Annotated in this window: 13 protein-coding genes, 1 pseudogene and 1 riboswitch; of the genes and pseudogenes, 10 read left to right on the forward strand and 4 right to left on the reverse strand. The window is 52.2% G+C overall.

Annotated elements, in window-relative coordinates:
- Positions 1 to 195: 195 nt before the first annotated feature.
- Entirely contained in the window at positions 196 to 1347 is a 1152-nt protein-coding gene (gene argE / locus UC15_RS16000; RefSeq protein ID WP_112289355.1) for an acetylornithine deacetylase, read from the reverse strand.
- 138 nt (positions 1348 to 1485) lie between these two features.
- Between argE and argC the strand changes: the two genes are divergently transcribed.
- The 3 genes from argC (at position 1486) to argH (ending at position 4851) form a co-directional block, all read left to right on the forward strand.
- A complete protein-coding gene (argC, locus tag UC15_RS16005) occupies positions 1486 to 2490 on the forward strand; it encodes an N-acetyl-gamma-glutamyl-phosphate reductase (protein WP_047608610.1) in 1005 nt (334 codons plus the stop codon).
- Between the two features lie 130 nt (positions 2491 to 2620).
- Complete coding sequence (gene argB, locus UC15_RS16010; protein ID WP_112289356.1) at positions 2621 to 3394, forward strand: acetylglutamate kinase; 774 nt, start codon at positions 2621 to 2623, stop codon at positions 3392 to 3394.
- 83 nt (positions 3395 to 3477) lie between these two features.
- The gene (gene argH / locus UC15_RS16015) at positions 3478 to 4851 is read left to right on the forward strand and encodes an argininosuccinate lyase (RefSeq protein WP_112289357.1); all 1374 of its coding nucleotides are present in this window, start codon (positions 3478 to 3480) and stop codon (positions 4849 to 4851) included.
- 116 nt (positions 4852 to 4967) lie between these two features.
- Here the strand turns inward: argH and UC15_RS16020 are convergent, their stop codons facing one another.
- Positions 4968 to 5729: a glutathione peroxidase gene (locus UC15_RS16020; protein ID WP_112289358.1), complete on the reverse strand. Its 762-nt coding sequence runs from the start codon at positions 5727 to 5729 to the stop codon at positions 4968 to 4970.
- 161 nt (positions 5730 to 5890) lie between these two features.
- Here UC15_RS16020 and oxyR point away from each other — a divergent pair, with 161 nt between their 5' ends.
- Positions 5891 to 6814 carry a DNA-binding transcriptional regulator OxyR gene (gene oxyR, locus UC15_RS16025; protein WP_112289359.1) on the forward strand — a complete coding sequence of 308 codons (924 nt, stop codon included), beginning with the start codon at positions 5891 to 5893 and terminating at the stop codon, positions 6812 to 6814.
- Here oxyR and sthA read toward each other — a convergent pair.
- The gene (sthA, locus tag UC15_RS16030; protein ID WP_112289360.1) at positions 6797 to 8197 is read right to left on the reverse strand and encodes a Si-specific NAD(P)(+) transhydrogenase; all 1401 of its coding nucleotides are present in this window, start codon (positions 8195 to 8197) and stop codon (positions 6797 to 6799) included. The genes oxyR and sthA overlap by 18 nt on opposite strands.
- 212 nt (positions 8198 to 8409) lie before the next feature.
- Here sthA and fabR point away from each other — a divergent pair, with 212 nt between their 5' ends.
- The 4 genes and pseudogenes from fabR to UC15_RS16050 all read left to right on the forward strand — a co-directional run bounded on the left by fabR (position 8410) and on the right by UC15_RS16050 (position 12460).
- Positions 8410 to 9090, forward strand: a complete 681-nt coding sequence (fabR, locus tag UC15_RS16035) for an HTH-type transcriptional repressor FabR (protein ID WP_112289361.1) — start codon at positions 8410 to 8412, stop codon at positions 9088 to 9090.
- Positions 9065 to 9424 carry a YijD family membrane protein gene (locus UC15_RS16040; protein WP_112289362.1) on the forward strand — a complete coding sequence of 120 codons (360 nt, stop codon included), beginning with the start codon at positions 9065 to 9067 and terminating at the stop codon, positions 9422 to 9424. The genes fabR and UC15_RS16040 overlap by 26 nt, the downstream gene beginning before the upstream one ends.
- Before the next feature lie 286 nt (positions 9425 to 9710).
- Positions 9711 to 11297, forward strand: a complete 1587-nt coding sequence (locus tag UC15_RS16045) for an MFS transporter (RefSeq protein WP_112289363.1) — start codon at positions 9711 to 9713, stop codon at positions 11295 to 11297.
- Positions 11298 to 11321: 24 nt separating this feature from the next.
- Positions 11322 to 12460: pseudogene (locus tag UC15_RS16050) on the forward strand (glycoside hydrolase family 105 protein).
- A gap of 70 nt (positions 12461 to 12530) precedes the next feature.
- Here UC15_RS16050 and trmA read toward each other — a convergent pair.
- On the reverse strand, positions 12531 to 13631 hold the full coding sequence (gene trmA / locus UC15_RS16055; RefSeq protein WP_112289364.1) for a tRNA (uridine(54)-C5)-methyltransferase TrmA: 1101 nt from the start codon (positions 13629 to 13631) through the stop codon (positions 12531 to 12533).
- Positions 13632 to 13772: 141 nt separating this feature from the next.
- Positions 13773 to 14039, forward strand: a riboswitch (cobalamin riboswitch).
- Positions 14040 to 14109: 70 nt separating this feature from the next.
- Between trmA and btuB the strand changes: the two genes are divergently transcribed.
- Together btuB and murI are read left to right on the forward strand one after the other, a co-directional pair.
- The gene (gene btuB, locus UC15_RS16060; protein ID WP_112289365.1) at positions 14110 to 15972 is read left to right on the forward strand and encodes a TonB-dependent vitamin B12 receptor BtuB; all 1863 of its coding nucleotides are present in this window, start codon (positions 14110 to 14112) and stop codon (positions 15970 to 15972) included.
- Complete coding sequence (gene murI, locus UC15_RS16065; RefSeq protein ID WP_112289366.1) at positions 15917 to 16798, forward strand: glutamate racemase; 882 nt, start codon at positions 15917 to 15919, stop codon at positions 16796 to 16798. The genes btuB and murI overlap by 56 nt, the downstream gene beginning before the upstream one ends.
- The last annotated feature ends 251 nt before the right edge of the window (positions 16799 to 17049 follow it).

Below are 17049 nucleotides of genomic sequence, written 5' to 3' on the forward strand. Positions count from 1 at the left end.
CACACTTTTTAAAAGCCACCCCTGTTTTAACCCAAAAACCCCCGATCACTCACGTGAAAAATGGTCTTTTTGGCGATGTCGCTGAAATTTAATTACAACAGCGACGATATCAGTTTGGCTAATCAACGTTTTGTACAGTATCAAAGGGCGCCCGTGAGCGCCCTGATTGTTTCTTCATCAATCCGTCATTCAGTATCAGTGATAACAGAAATGATGAACAACCTGAGAAATCAGCTCGCGAGTCGGTTTAATGAACGCAGTATCAATATATTCATCTGGCTGGTGCGCCTGATCGATAGAACCCGGTCCGAGAACCAGCGTCGGGCACAGTTCCTGAATAAACGGCGCTTCGGTGCAGTAGTTAACGATTTCCGTTTCCACACCCAGCAGTTTCTCGACCACCTGCACCAGCGGATGATCCGGCGGACACTCATAGCCCGGGATCGGCGGATGCAGTTCTTCAATCATGATACGTCCCGGCCAGCGTTCGCTCACCGGTGCCAGAGCCTCGTTCAGCAGACCATCAATGTCGGTCAGCGTCAGACCCGGCAACGGGCGGATATCCATATGCATTTCGCAGCAGGCACAAATACGGTTTGGCGCATCGCCGCCGTTAATGTAGCCAAAGTTCATGGTCGGGTACGGAATGACGAAACCACTGTGGTTGTAACGGCTTTTCAGCGTATTGCGCAGCGTCATTAAATGGGTAATCGATTCGTGCATCAGTTCAATGGCGTTGACGCCACGCGAAGGGTCACTGGAATGACCGGACTGGCCGGTGATACGGATAGCATTCGACAAATGACCTTTATGCGCACGAACAGGCTTCAGGGACGTCGGTTCGCCGATGATCGCGCAGTCAGGGCGAATTTTGGCATTTTTGGAGAAATAGCTGGCACCGGCCATGGTGGTTTCTTCATCGGCGGTCGCCAAAATATACAGCGGTTTAGTCAGTTTGGTCAGGTCAACATCACGCAGGGAATCGAGGATAAAGGCGAAGAAACCTTTCATGTCGGCAGTGCCCAAACCATAGAGCTTATTTTCATGCTCGGTGAGGGTGAAAGGATCGCGTGTCCAGCGGCCGTCATCAAACGGAACGGTGTCAGTGTGACCGGCCAGCAGTAAGCCGCCTGCGCCTTCGCCGGTACTGGCTAACATATTGAATTTATGGCGCGTTCCTGGAACGGGTTGCACTTCGACTTTGAAGCCTAAATCACCGAACCAGCCTGCCAGTAAATTGATTAACGTCTCATTGCTCTGGTCCAATGCCGCATCGGTTGCGCTGATGGAAGGGGTTGCGATTAACGCCCGGTAGAGCTCAATAAAAGGAGGTAATTTCATCTTCACTGTTGACAGCCTTTAGTTAGGGTAGTATTCATATTCATGCAATAATTGTGAATAAAAATACAATAAGCCAGCGCGTAAGGAAACCGGAAAAAAATTCATCCGGCCCCTACCCAAAAATTGAGAAGGTGAATAAGCCCTATGTTGAATACGCTGATTGTTGGTGCTACAGGTTATGCCGGAGCCGAACTCGCTGCTTACCTGAATCGCCACCCACATATGAACATAACCGGTTTAACGGTTTCAGCGCAAAGTGCAGATGCAGGAAAATTGCTTTCTGATTTGCATCCTCAATTAAAAGGCATCGTCGATTTGCCTGTTTTGCCACTCACTGACGTGGCGGAAGCAGCGAAAGGTGTCGATGTGGTATTTCTGGCGACCGCGCACGAAGTCAGCCATGACCTCGCGCCGCAGTTTCTGGCGGCGGGCTGTGTGGTGTTTGATCTCTCCGGTGCCTTCCGCGTCAGCAAACCTGAGTTTTACACCGAATTCTACGGCTTCGAGCATCAGCATCTCGATTTGCTCGACAAAGCTGTGTACGGCCTGGCGGAATGGCAGGCTGACAAATTAAAAGACGCGCAGCTGATTGCCGTGCCGGGTTGCTACCCGACCGCTTCACAGCTGGCGCTGAAACCGCTTATCGAAAATGGTCTGCTCAATGACAGCCAGTGGCCGGTCATTAACGCCACCAGCGGCGTCAGCGGCGCAGGGCGTAAAGCCACGCTCGGCAACAGCTTCTGCGAAGTCAGCCTTCAGCCGTACAAACTCTTCAGTCACCGTCATCAGCCGGAAATCGCTGAACACCTTGGCGTGCCGGTGATTTTTACTCCGCATCTGGGCAACTTCCCGCGCGGTATTCTGGCGACCATCACCTGCCGTCTGAATGCGGGTGTGACGGAGCAGGATGTGGCGGAAGCTTTCCATAACGCTTATCACGATAAACCGCTGGTGCGTTTGTACACCAAAGGTGTTCCGGCACTGAAAGACGTGGTCGGGCTGCCGTTCTGCGACATTGGTTTTGCGGTGAAAGGCGAACATCTGATTGTGGTAGCGACGGAAGATAATGTGCTGAAAGGCGCGTCTGCACAGGCGGTTCAGTGCATGAATATCCGTTTCGGCTTCCCTGAAACGCAATCGCTGCTTTAACGATCTCTCTGATTTTCAGCAGACAAAAACAACCGTCCCTGAGCGTTTATTCAGACGCGCAGGGATGCTAGATTAAATGAAACCTATTGTTATTAATTAACATTCTCAACCGGTCGGGGCGCGAACAGCTATGAATCCGTTAGTCATCAAATTAGGTGGTGTGTTGCTGGACAATGAAGAAGCGCTTGAGCGCCTGTTCATGGCGGTAGTGGCTTATCGTCAGGAATATCACCGCCCGCTGGTCATTGTTCACGGTGGCGGCTGCCTGGTTGATGAGCTGATGAAAAAGCTGAATCTGCCTGTGGTGAAAAAGGCCGGTCTGCGTGTTACTCCGGCTGATCAGATTGATATCATCACCGGCGCGCTGGCGGGCAGTGCTAATAAAACCCTGCTGGCGTGGGCGGTCAAAAACCACATCAATGCGGTAGGCCTGTCTCTGGCAGATGGCGGCACGGTCAGCGTGACACAGCTGGATGAATCACTGGGCTTTGTCGGCAAAGCCGAAGCGGGTAATCCGGCGCTGATCAACACGCTGACCGGCGCAGGTTATCTGCCGATTGTCAGCTCTATCGGCATCACTGCTGCTGGCGAGCTGATGAATGTTAACGCGGATCAGGCCGCGACGGCGCTGGCGGCCACGCTGGGCGCAGATCTGATCCTGTTGTCGGATGTCAGCGGTATTCTCGATGGCAAAGGCCAGCGCATTCCGGAAATGAGTGCAGAGAAAGCTGAACAGCTTATCGATCAGGGCATCATCACTGACGGTATGATCGTCAAAGTTAACGCCGCGCTGGACGCTGCGCGTTCTCTCGGACGTCCGGTGGATATCGCCAGCTGGCGTCACGCCGAACAATTACCGGCACTCTTTAACGGTGTCGCCATCGGCACACGCATACTGGCGTAACGCACCGGCGGCGCATTCGGTATACCCTTTTCAAGGGCGCAGCATAGTGCGCCCTTTTGCATAATAAATTCAGGAGCAGGAAAATGGCACTTTGGGGCGGACGTTTTACTCAGGCAGCGGATCAGCGGTTTAAAGAACTCAATGACTCACTGCGTTTCGATTACCGGCTGGCAGAGCAGGACATCGTAGGTTCCGTGGCCTGGTCCAAAGCGCTGGTGACTGTGAACGTATTAACAGCCGATGAGCAAATCCAGCTGGAAGAAGCCCTGACCGTATTGCTGGAAGAAGTCCGTGCCAATCCCCGCGCTATTTTAGCCAGCGACGCTGAAGACATTCACAGCTGGGTCGAAGGCAAGCTTATCGACAAAGTGGGCAACCTCGGTAAAAAACTGCATACCGGCCGCAGCCGTAACGATCAGGTCGCGACCGACATCAAACTGTGGTGTAAAGCGCAGGTGGTTGAACTGGGCGAGGCATTACATCACTTGCAGCAGGCGCTGGTCGCGACGGCTGAAGCCAATCAGGACGCCGTGATGCCGGGTTATACCCACCTGCAACGTGCTCAGCCGGTTACTTTTGCGCACTGGTGCATGGCGTATGTCGAAATGCTGGCGCGTGATGAAAGCCGCCTGAAAGATACCCTGACTCGTCTGGACGTCAGCCCGCTGGGTTGTGGCGCACTGGCTGGTACTGCCTATCCGATGGACCGCGAACAGCTGGCAGGCTGGTTAGGTTTTGCTTCAGCGACCCGTAACAGCCTCGACAGCGTGTCTGACCGCGACCACGTGCTTGAACTGCTGTCTAACGCGGCTATCAGCATGGTTCACCTTTCCCGTTTTGCCGAAGACCTGATCTTCTTCAACACCGGTGAAGCGGCGTTTATCGATTTGTCCGACCGCGTGACTTCCGGTTCTTCCCTGATGCCGCAGAAGAAAAACCCGGACGCGCTGGAGCTGATCCGTGGCAAATGTGGTCGTGTGCAGGGCGCACTGACCGGCATGATGATGACCATGAAAGGCCTGCCGCTGGCGTATAACAAAGACATGCAGGAAGACAAAGAAGGGTTGTTCGACGCGCTCGACACCTGGATGGATTGCCTGAACATGGCGTCCCTGGTGCTGGATGGTATTCAGGTGAAACGCCCGCGTGCGAAAGAGGCCGCGCAGCAAGGTTACGCCAACTCTACCGAGCTGGCCGATTATCTGGTTGCCAAAGGCGTGCCGTTCCGTGAAGCGCACCATATTGTCGGTGAAGCGGTTGTCGAAGCCATTAATCAAGGCAAAGCGCTGGAAGAATTGCCGGTGGCGGATTTGCAGAAATTTAGCTCTGTGATTGGCGATGACGTTTACGCCATTCTCGAGCTGCAATCCTGTCTCGACAAACGTGCCGCCAAAGGGGGTGTTTCTCCGCAGCAGGTCGCCCAGGCGATTGCCGATGCGAAAGCACGTTTAGCGTAAAATAAAAAAAGGCGGATCAGAGATCCGCCAACGTTCACGTAGTCTTACTTTGCTTCTTTTTGTTGGTAATGCAGGGATTTCTTGTCTTACTTCTTACAGCTGTTTCTTATCGAAGATTATTGTGCGACTTCACACAGGTCTTCTGTTTCTGAATGGAGGTAAACCTCCAGGTCGTCACTTCCCCCGATGTGGCGTCCACCGATAAAGACTTGCGGCACTGTCGCCCGGCCCGTCACGGCACGCAAACTGACAGTCGTTGCATCTTTACCTAATACAATTTCTTCGTACTGAATGCCGCGCTCCTGCAACATTTGTTTGGCTTTCGCACAGAAAGGACAGCCCGGTTTGGTGAACACAGACACGGATTCCTGCACTTTAAATTCAGGTGCCAGGTATTTCAGCATGGTGTCGGCATCAGACACTTCAAACGGGTCGCCCGGTTTGTTTGGCTCGACGAACATTTTCTCGACCACGCCGTTACGCACCAGCATGGAATAACGCCATGAGCGCGGGCCGAAACCTAAATCGGCTTTTTCGACCAGCATGTCCATCCCTTTGGTGAATTCACCGTTGCCGTCCGGGATGAAAGTGATGTTGGACGCGTTCTGTTCAGCTTTCCACGCGTTCATCACGAAGGTGTCATTCACGGAAACGCACAGAATGCTGTCAACGCCGTGGCTTTTAAACACCGGTGCCAGTTCGTTGTAACGTGGCAGATGGCTCGAAGAACAGGTCGGGGTAAATGCGCCCGGCAGTGAAAAAACAATCACTGTTTTATTTTTAAACAGCTCATCGCTGCTGAGATCTACCCACTGGTCGCCCTGACGGGTGTGAAAAGTAACTTGCGGTACGTGTTTCCCTTCCTGGCTTGCAAACATGAATAACCTCTTAATTAATCAATCAAATAGAAAGTATTTTCGGCATTGCCGTTTCGTTGGAAGGCATTATTAACGATAAAGGTTGATAGATATAATCGTTGATTGCTATCTTATCTATCGTTACCGGCTATCGCATTGCCTTTTAGGGACTGGAGGAAAAAATGAACATCCGTGATTTAGAGTATCTGGTGGCACTGGCAGAGTTCCGCCATTTTCGTCGCGCCGCAGACTCATGCCATGTCAGCCAGCCAACGTTAAGCGGACAGATCCGCAAACTGGAAGACGAGCTGGGTGTGATGTTGCTGGAAAGAACCAGCCGTAAGGTGCTGTTTACCCAAGCGGGTTTACTGCTGGTCGATCAGGCGCGCACAGTGCTGCGTGAAGTGAAAGTACTTAAAGAGATGGCGAGTCAGCAGGGTGAAGCGATGTCCGGGCCGATGCACATCGGACTCATCCCAACCGTCGGACCTTATCTGTTGCCGCAAATTATTCCTTCACTGCACAAGACGTTTCCTAAACTGGAAATGTATCTGCATGAAGCGCAAACCCATCAGTTGCTGGCGCAGCTCGACAGCGGAAAGCTCGATTGCGCGATTCTGGCGCTGGTGAAAGAAAGCGAAGCGTTTATTGAAGTGCCGCTGTTTGATGAGCCGATGAAACTGGCGATCTATGACGATCATCCGTGGGCATCACGCGATCGCGTGGCGATGGCCGATCTGGCCGGTGAGAAACTGCTGATGCTGGAAGACGGGCACTGTCTGCGCGATCAGGCACTCGGTTTCTGTTTCCAGGCGGGCGCAGATGAAGATACCCATTTCCGCGCAACCAGTCTGGAAACACTGCGTAATATGGTGGCGGCGGGGAGCGGGATCACCTTGCTTCCATCGCTTGCCGTGCCTAATGAGCGCAGCCGTGACGGAGTGACGTACCTGACCTGTGACAAACCGGAACCGCGACGCACCATCGCGCTGGTATATCGTCCCGGTTCGCCACTGCGCGGGCGTTACGAACAACTGGCCGAAGCCATCAAAGAGCACATGCAGCCTTATATGGACCGAACCGCAGTCTTAAAACAGGCGGTTTAATCCGTTCAGTGCCGCAACGCGATAGGCCTCTGCCATGGTCGGATAGTTGAAGGTGGTATTAACGAAATACTCGATAGTATTCCCTTCACCTTTCTGTTCCATGATGGCCTGGCCGATGTGAATAATCTCGGCAGCGCGTTCACCAAAGCAGTGGATCCCCAGAATTTCTTTGGTATCACGGTGGAACAGGAGCTTCAGACTGCCCACGTTCATTCCGGCAATTTGTGCGCGTGCCAGATGTTTGAACTGCGCGCGACCCACTTCGTATGGCACTTTCATCGCTGTCAGTTCCTGCTCGGTTTTACCGACGGAACTGATTTCAGGGATGGTGTAGATACCGGTCGGAATGTTTTCGATCAGGTGGACTTTGGCTTCTCCCTGAATCATTGCCTGCGCGGCAATACGGCCCTGATCATAAGCGGCGGATGCCAGACTTGGGTAACCAATCACATCGCCGACCGCATAAATATGCGACAGCGCCGTCTGGTACATGCTGTTCACTTTCAGCAGACCGCGGCTGTCCGCTTCAAGACCAATATTCTCCAGACCCAGCTGATCGGTGTTACCGGTGCGTCCGTTGGCGTACAACAGCGCGTCGGCTTTCACTTTTTTACCGGATTTGAGGTGCATGATCACACCGTCTTCCACGCCTTCGATCATCTCGAATTCTTCGTTGTGGCGGATAACCACACCGTTGTTCCAGAAGTGATAAGAAAGGGCGTCTGACATTTCCTGATCGAGGAAAGACAGCAGGCGGTCACGGGTGTTAATTAAGTCCACTTTGACGTTAAGACCACGGAAAATCGACGCATATTCGCAGCCGATCACACCCGCACCGTAAATAATCACATGGCGCGGTTCATGGCTCAGTTCGAGGATCAGGTCGCTGTCATAAATGCGCGGGTGACCAAAATCGACATTAGCAGGGCGGTAAGGACGCGAACCGCAGGCAATCACGATATTGTCAGCGGTGATTTGTTCGTGTGTGTTGTCGGCATAACGGATGCTTACGGTATTGGCATCGACAAAGCTGGCATCGCCGGAGAACAACTGGCACTGGTTTCTTTCATAGAAACCCTGACGCATACGGGTCTGCTGATTAATAACCGAATCGGCGTGACGCAGAATGTCCGGGAAGCTTGAACTCATGGTGCGTGAGTTATCGCTGTAGAGCGGGTTCTGGTTAAATTCGATGATTCTGCTGACGGCGTGGCGCAGTGCTTTGGAAGGGATGGTGCCCCAGTGAGTACATCCGCCACCGACGTTGTTATAGCGTTCGATGACAGCAACCCGGGCGCCTTGTTTAACCAGTCCCATCGCGGCGCCTTCTCCGCCAGGGCCTGAGCCAATGATAATGGCATCAAAATGTGAGTGCTGTGGCATAGTTCGAAACCTATTTTTATACAAAATCACAACGAGAAAGTAACATATTACACCTGTTTACCCCACAAGCGGTTGTCATTTAATGGTAAAGCAGCAACATTCTGACCCACTTTATGCTGTGGTATCTTTGACTCCGCCCGCCAAAAATTTTGGTATAGTGAATCGGTAACGGGCGAATAATCAAAAAGAAGAATACTATCCGGATGAAGGTTATGGGCGTAAGAGCACAACAAAAAGAGCGCACGCGTCGCACGCTGATTGAGGCGGCTTTTAGCCAGCTCAGCGCCGAGCGCAGCTTTGCCAGTCTGAGTTTGCGTGAAGTTTCCCGCGAGGCAGGTATTGCACCCACATCCTTTTACCGGCATTTTCGCGATGTGGATGAGCTGGGCCTGACCATGGTGGATGAAAGCGGCCTGATGCTGCGCCAGCTGATGCGCCAGGCACGTCAGCGTATTGCCAAAGGCGGCAGCGTGATCCGCACGTCTGTCTCCACCTTTATGGAATTCATTGGTAATAATCCCAACGCATTCCGTTTGCTGCTGCGTGAACGTTCCGGCACGTCTTCGGCATTCCGTGCCGCCGTCGCCCGTGAAATTCAGCATTTTATTGCGGAACTTGCCGACTATCTGCAACTCGAAAACCATATGCCGCGCAGTTTTACCGAAGCGCAGGCTGAAGCCATGGTGATCATCGTTTTCAACGCCGGTGCGGAAGCGCTGGATGTGGATATCGCTCAACGCCGTCAGCTGGAAGAACGGCTGGTGTTGCAGTTGCGGATGATTTCCAAAGGCGCGTATTACTGGTATCGCCGTCAACAGGAACGTACGGCTGTGACTCCCATCAATAATAAGACCCGAGGTAAAGAAGATGACCGAACAACCGAACCAGGATAATGGCACTCTGGTTTTGGCTCTGATTGCCGGGCTGTCGATTAATGGCACTTTCGATGCGTTATTCAGTTCTGTCGTAACGTTTTCGATCTTCCCGATTATTTCTCTGGTGTTAGCGGTGTACTGCCTGCACGTTCGCTACCACCGTGGCGAAATGCCGAAAGGATTACCGGTTCTGGCGGCAGCCTGTTTCCTGCTGGGCTTGGTGCTGTACAGCACCATTGTCCGGGCGGAATACCCTGAACTGGGTTCTAATTTCCTGCCGTCGCTGATCAGTGTCGCGCTGGTGTTCTGGATAGGCCTGAAGCTGAAAAAGCGAAAATCCACGTTACAGTAAGACTTTTCCCCGCCATGTATAAAGGGCAATCTGTGGATTGCCTTTTTTATTTATTCATCCCCCTCATTCATTTAATGAACTGTCATTTCATTAATATCAAACCCATGTTCAATATTTAGAGATTGATCGCCCACTTCTTCATTTCATTGCCATAAAGTGGCTTTGAGTGGCAAAAACCAAAAGGTTTTCATTCCTGCTCCTCGTTAATTTGAATCATGGCCGGACGATACATTTTCGTTCGCATTCAGCCTACGCCTATAGGTGATTTAACAGAGGCAACACGGCAATGAAAACACGTAAAATTGGATTCTTTAATTACATCGCCTACGGTTCTGGCGATTTTCTGGGGGCAGGCACCACCGCCCTGACGGCAGCATGGCTGCTTTATTTCTACACCACCTTTTGCGGCCTTTCGCCCATCGAAGCGACCTTTATTTTTGCTACTGCGCGCGTCGCCGATGCGGTACTGAGCCCGCTGATGGGGTATCTCACTGATAACTTCGGTAACACCTGGCTAGGCAAACGGTTTGGCCGGCGTAAGTTCTTTATTTTGCTCGGTATCCCCTGTGTGTTCAGCTACAGCTTTATGTGGGTGGGCGACATGGGATACGTCTACTACCTGCTGACTTATCTGCTGTTCGATATCGTCTACACCATGATTCTTGTGCCATATGAAACACTGGTACCGGAAATGACTGATGACTTTAAACAGAAGACCAAATTCTCTGGCGCACGTATCGCGCTGGCGCAGCTTTCTGCGATTCTGGCGGCGTTCCTGCCGGGCATTTTGTTGCAGCATTTCGGCAAAGATAACGCCATTTCCTTCTTCTACTCGAGTCTGGTCTTTGCGGTGATTTGCGCCTTCGTCCTGACGTTGGTCTATTTCTTTACCTGGGAACGTCCGGAAGAACTCAAATCGGAAGCCACGAAGAAAATTGAACGCGAGCGTCAGCAACTGACGCTGGCACAAAGCCTGAAACGCCTGAAAGTCGAATTATCTTCCACGTTACGTATCAAAATTTTCCGCCAGCATCTGGGTTTGTACCTTGGCGGGTATATCGCGCAGGATGTGTTTAACGCCGTGTTCACCTATTACGTGGTGTTCGTGCTGATGCAGAGCGCAGCGATTGCTTCCAATCTGATGGGCATGATGGCGATTCTGCAATTCGTGGCGGTGATCGGCATGATCCCGTTGTGTATCCGCTTCGGCCCTGCGCCGTCTTATCGTCTGGCCGTTACGCTGTTCGGGCTGGCGACCATTTCCTACGGTGTGCTGTATTTCACCGGCATGAATGATTCGATGTCATTACTGTTGCTGATTTCCGCGCTGGCCGGTCTGGGACGCGGCGGGATCAACTACGTGCCGTGGAATATCTATACCTATATTGCTGATGTCGATGAAACCATTACCGGTCAGCGCCGCGAAGGGATTTTTGCCGGGGTGATGACGCTGACCCGCAAAGCGTCTCAGGCGGGCGCGGTCATGCTGGTGGGGATCATCCTGCAACTCGCCGGATTTGTTTCCGGGCAAAGCCAGCAGGTACCGGCGGTCGGTCATACGATTCTTGGTGTACTGGTGATCGGGTCATTGCTGATGCTCAGCATGGGTTTCATGATCTCTTTATTCTTCCGCCTGAATCAGAAAACGCACGGCGTGCTGACCCGCGAAACGCAAAAAATGCGTGATGCCAACCGCATCGTGCCGGAACAAATTACACCGGAAGACCGCGCAACGGTCGAAATGCTGACAGGGATGAAATACGAATCTCTGTGGGGCAATAACAACATCGGTTATCTGCATCGCAATAATCCGCCACCCGAAAAGCTGACCCGCGAAAATACTGCTGAAATGCCGGTCCAGGGACGTTTATAAATTTTGAATTCACAGGAGAACCCCATGAAAGTTTTTGAAGTTAAACACAGTGCTTTGCTGCGACAGCCGGAACATTTCATTTCACGCAACGAACTGAAATCGCTGATCCACAACGTGACTGACAATCTGGTGAATATCGAAGATAAAACCGGTGAATTCTTGTTACGCCTCGACGATGGCCGCGTAATTGATACCAAAGGCTGGGCGGGCTGGGAATGGACGCACGGCATCGGGCTTTACGGTATCTATCAGTATTATCAGCAGACTGGCGACGAAAAAATGCGGGCGGTGATCGACGACTGGTTTACCGCGCGTCTGGCGGAAGGCACGCCGACCAAAAACGTCAATACCATGAGTCCGTTCCTGACGCTGGCTTATCGTTATGAGGAAACCGGCAATGCGGCATGGCGCCCTTATCTGGAGCGCTGGGCTGAATGGGTGATGTATGAAATGCCGCGCACTGATAAAGGTGCGATGCAGCACATCGTTTATAACAACGAAAATCATCAGCAAATGTGGGACGACACGCTGATGATGAGCGTGCTGCCGCTGGCGAAAATCGGCAAATTGCTGGATCGCCCGGAATTTGTTGAAGAAGCGACGTACCAGTCCTGATGCACGTGCAGTATCTGATGGATCGCGAAACCGGCCTGTGGTTCCACGGCTGGACGTTTGACGGGCATCATAACTTTGCCCAGGCTCGCTGGGCGCGCGGTAACAGCTGGCTGACGATTGCTATTCCGGAATTCCTCGAACTGGTGGATTTACCGGAAAACAACGCAACACGCCGCTATTTATTGCAGGTGCTGGAAAGTCAGGTCAGTGCGCTGGCGAAATGTCAGGACGACAGCGGTTTATGGCATACGCTGCTCGACGATCCGCACTCTTATCTGGAAAGTTCGGCGACCGCTGGTTTTGCCTACGGCATCCTGAAAGCGGTGCGTAAACGTTATATCGATGCGTCTTATGCGCCGGTGGCGGAGAAAGCCATTCAGGGTGTGATCAAGCATATCAATCCGGCCGGTGAACTGACGCAAACGTCATTCGGTACTGCGATGGGTAATGATCTCGATTTCTACCGTGAAATTGCCCTGACGTCGATGCCTTACGGGCAGGCGATGGCGATCTTGTGTCTGTCAGAATATCTGCGGGTCTATTTGTAATATCGTGGACAACGGACTGAAATAAAAACGGACACTCAAAAGGTGCCCGTTTTTGTTTTTCCATCTGCCGTCAGATTTTTTCCAGCAGCACGCCAGATTCCATATGGTGGGTATACGGAAACTGATCAAACAACGCCAGACGCGTGACGCGGTGCGTTTTGCTCAGGGTTTCCAGATTCGCACACAGCGTTTCCGGATTGCAGGAGATATAAAGAATACGGTCATAGCCTGCCACCATTTTCACCGTTTCATCATCCAGCCCGCTGCGCGGTGGATCGACAAAAATGGTGTTGCACTCGTATCCGCTTAAATCGACATCCTGCAAACGGCGGAATTCACGTACGCCATTCAGCGCCTGTGTGAAATCTTCGGCTGCCATGCGGATAATCTGCACGTTATCAATGTGGTTCGCGGCAATGTTGTATTGCGCGGCGGCGACAGAAGGCTTGGCGATTTCTGTCGCCAGCACGCGGCGGAAGTTACGTGCCAGAGCCAGCGAGAAGTTGCCGTTACCGCAGTAAAGTTCCAGTAAATCTCCAGTCGAGTTTTCCGTGGCCTTCAGTGCCCATTCCAGCATCTGAATATTCATCTCGGCGTTTGGCTGAGTGAAGCTGTTTTCCACCTGACGATAAATCATATCGCGGCCCGCGACCGGCAGAACTTCATCAACATAATCCTGGTCGAGCATGATTTTGGTTTTCGCGGCACGGCCAATCAGCTGGATATCAAAACCATCAGCACGCAGCTGGTCACGCAGGGCGGTTGCGGCCTGCTGCCATTCGTCATCAAGCTTACGATGGTAAAGCAGCGAGGCGATGATTTTGCCGCTGCGGGTCGACAGATAGTCGATCTGGAAGATCTTACGGCGCAATGCCGGATCTTGCTTAATAGCCGAAATCAGCACCGGCATCAGGCGGTTAATCAGTTCGCTGGCGGTCGGAAACTGGTCCACGCGCACGCGGGCTTTGGTCTGCTGATCAAACATGATGTGGTACAGGTCGCCCTCATCGTGCCAGACGCGAAATTCTGCGCGCATACGATAATGGCTGACAGGAGAACGGAAAACGTCAGGCTGCGGCGCATTAAATGGCGACATCATCGCCGTGAGACGTGCGGTCTTTTCCGCCAGCTGGTCGTCGTACTGTTCAATGGGCAGGTTTTCAGGCGTCATCGGTTATCTCGTCTAACAGGGAATGAATGGACAAACTTAGCGGGCGATTGTAGGGAATGTCTCCGTTAAGTCCACCATTGTTACATTTATATCGTGAAAGCTTACTGGCTATTACGGATGTCTGGATTTCCAAATAGGTTGATCGTACGATTGCGCTTCGGCCTCATTGACTGAGTTAAAAGGGAATCCGGTGTGAATCCGGAACTGGCGCGCAGCGGTATGGGGAAATCACGGCGATAGCATTTTTTATTATGCAGACACTGTTTCTTCCTTCTCTCCTTATATGGGAAAGGAGAAAGAGGAGATGGGAAGTCATCGCCCGGTGCGGGTAATTTCAATTAATTACGGTGTAATTAATCAGCCTGCAAATCCTAAGTCCGAAGACCTGCCGATGTTACGTCGCATTAATCATCGTCGTCGCGAATTACCGCCGGTGATCCTCTGCGGCATCCGCCAATTAAGTTTGGATGCTCGATTCATGACAATTAAAAAGCACGTGCTGCTGACGGCATTATCCGTCACGGCTTTTTCAGGGTGGGCGCAAGACAGCACTTCCACAAACAGCAGCGATAATATGGTCGTTACCGCTAACCGTTTTCCACAGCCCGTTTCTTCTGTATTAGCGCCGACGGATATCGTCACGCGTGAAGATATCGACCGGTGGCAGTCAAAATCCGTGGCTGATGTTTTGCGTCGTTTACCGGGCGTGGATATCAGCCAGAGCGGCGGAATGGGGCAGCTGACCTCTGTTTACGTTCGCGGTACCAGCTCAAGCCACACATTGGTCCTGATGGATGGTGTGCGTCTCAATCAGGCGGGTATTTCCGGATCAGTAGATATCAGCCAGATCCCTCTTTCATTAGTTCAGCGCATTGAATTTATTCGCGGCCCGCGTTCGGCGGTTTATGGCTCGGATGCCATCGGCGGCGTCATTAATATTATTACGACCCGCGACAAAGACGGCACAACGCTCGGCGCGGGTATCGGCTCACACGGCTATCAGAACTACAACGGCTCAACGCAGCAGAAATTAGGTGAGAACACCACGCTGACGGCAGCAGGGGATTACACCTACACCCGCGGGATTGACGTGGTCGCTGATGGCAATAACGGCGGCGTTCCTCAGCCCGACCGCGACGGCTTCATGAGCAAGACGCTGTATCTGGCGCTGCAACACCAGTTTAATGAAGAGATCAGCGGCTTTGCGCGCGCCTACGGTTATGACAACCGCACGGCTTATGATGCGTATTACTCGCCGGGCAGCGCGCTGATTGATACCCGCCAGCTTTACAGCCGGACATATGATACAGGTCTGCGTTATCAGAACGGCATTTACGCCACGCAGTTAATCGGCAGCTACAGCCACGTCAAAGACTACAACTACGATCCGAAGTATGGCCCGTATGACGCCTCCGCTTCCCTGGACGATTCCGATCAGTACAACGTGCAATGGGGTAATACGTTCCAGATATGGAAAGGGGAAGTCAGCGCAGGTCTCGACTGGCAGAAACTCACCACCGAGCCGGGTACCAGCTATCTTGCCGATGGCTATGATCAGCACAATACCGGCGTGTATCTGAGCACGCAGCAAAAAATCAGCGATTTCACACTGGAAGGCGCGGTGCGTAGCGACGATAACTCCCAGTTTGGTCAGCACACCACCTGGCAGAGCAGCGCCGCATGGGAGTTTATCGATGGCTATCGCATGATTGCTTCCTACGGTACCGCTTATAAATCGCCGAACCTGAGTCAGCTCTACAGTGATTACTATGGTAATCCTGATCTGAAGCCGGAAGAGAGTAAGCAATGGGAAGGCGGGCTTGAAGGTCTGACGGGGCCGCTGGACTGGCGCTTGTCCGTCTATCGTAATGACATCGATCAGATGATCTCTTACAACGACTCGACCAGCAATTATTACAATATCGGCAAAGCGACCATCAAAGGCGTTGAATGGACGGGTTCCTTTGATACCGGCCCGTTGCAGCACAAGATCACTCTGGAATATCTCGACCCGCGTGATGCGACAACCAACGAAATTCTGACCCGTCGTGCCAAGCAGCAGGCGAAATACCAGATTGACTGGGACATCGCTGATATCGACTGGTCGATCAACTATCAGTATCTGGGACAGCGTTACGATACCGACTACGGAACCTATCCTTATCAGACCGTTAAACTGGGCGGCGTCAGTTTGTGGGATCTCGCGGCATCATATCCTGTGACCTCACACCTGACAGTTCGTGGTAGAATTGCCAACTTGTTTGATAAAGATTACGAGACGGCTTATGGCTATGCCACACCAGGACGTGAGTACTACCTCTCTGGAAGCTATACCTTCTGATACAACACAAGTTCCTGACCGCCCGACGGTGCTGGTTTTCGATTCCGGTGTCGGCGGGTTGTCGGTGTATGATGAGGTCCGGCAGATGTTGCCGGACCTGCACTATATATATGCCTTCGATAATGTGGCCTTCCCCTACGGCGAGAAATCCGAAGAGTTTATCGTTGAGCGCGTGGTGGATATTGTCACCGCTGTTGCGAAACGCCATCCCCTCTCTATTATTGTCATCGCCTGTAACACCGCGAGCACCGTCTCCCTCCCTGCATTACGCGCCAAATTCAGTTGCCCCGTTGTCGGGGTTGTCCCTGCGATTAAGCCCGCTGCTAAATTAACGCGTAATGGTGTGGTCGGATTGCTGGCGACGCGCGCGACGGTACAGCGTCCTTATACACATGATCTGGTCGCACGCTTTGCGACGGATTGTCAGATTCTGATGCTGGGCTCGGCGGAGCTGGTTGAGCTGGCGGAAGCGAAGCTGCATGGCGAAGAGGTTTCACTGGCTGTATTGAAGAAAATCTTGCATCCGTGGCTGCGTTTACGTGAACCACCGGATACCGTGGTATTAGGTTGCACGCATTTCCCGCTGCTTTCGCAAGAGTTGTCACAGGTTTTGCCCGACGGCACGCGTATGATCGACTCCGGTTCTGCGATTGCCAGACGCGCGCACTGGTTAATTGAGACTTCTCACGTCGATATTCCAGAAAAAAAAGCCGGTGTTGAAATAGAGAGTGTCGCCTACTGCATGGCGATGACCGCAGAGGCGCAAAGTTTGCTGCCTGTTTTACAGTCATATGGCTTCAGAAGTATCCAGGAATTGCCGCTTTAAACACCATTTGATGAAAGATTCAGCGGTCAGTAAATTATTTGTATTTTAGGGGTTGCGGCCTTCTGAGAACTCCCTATAATGCGCCTCCACTGACCGGGAACAACGACTGACAAGTCGCTCGGGCAGGAAGAGAAAAAGTAGAAAGTTCGAATGAATAATCTCTTGACTCTTCAGCGGGAAAACGTAATATACGCCTCCCGCGCCGCATAAGATTCCTTGCGAACCGCGGCATGCTCTTTAACAATTTATCA

Origin of the sequence: Rahnella sp. AN3-3W3, assembly GCF_003263545.1 — a bacterium.
GTDB lineage: Bacteria > Pseudomonadota > Gammaproteobacteria > Enterobacterales > Enterobacteriaceae > Rahnella > Rahnella variigena.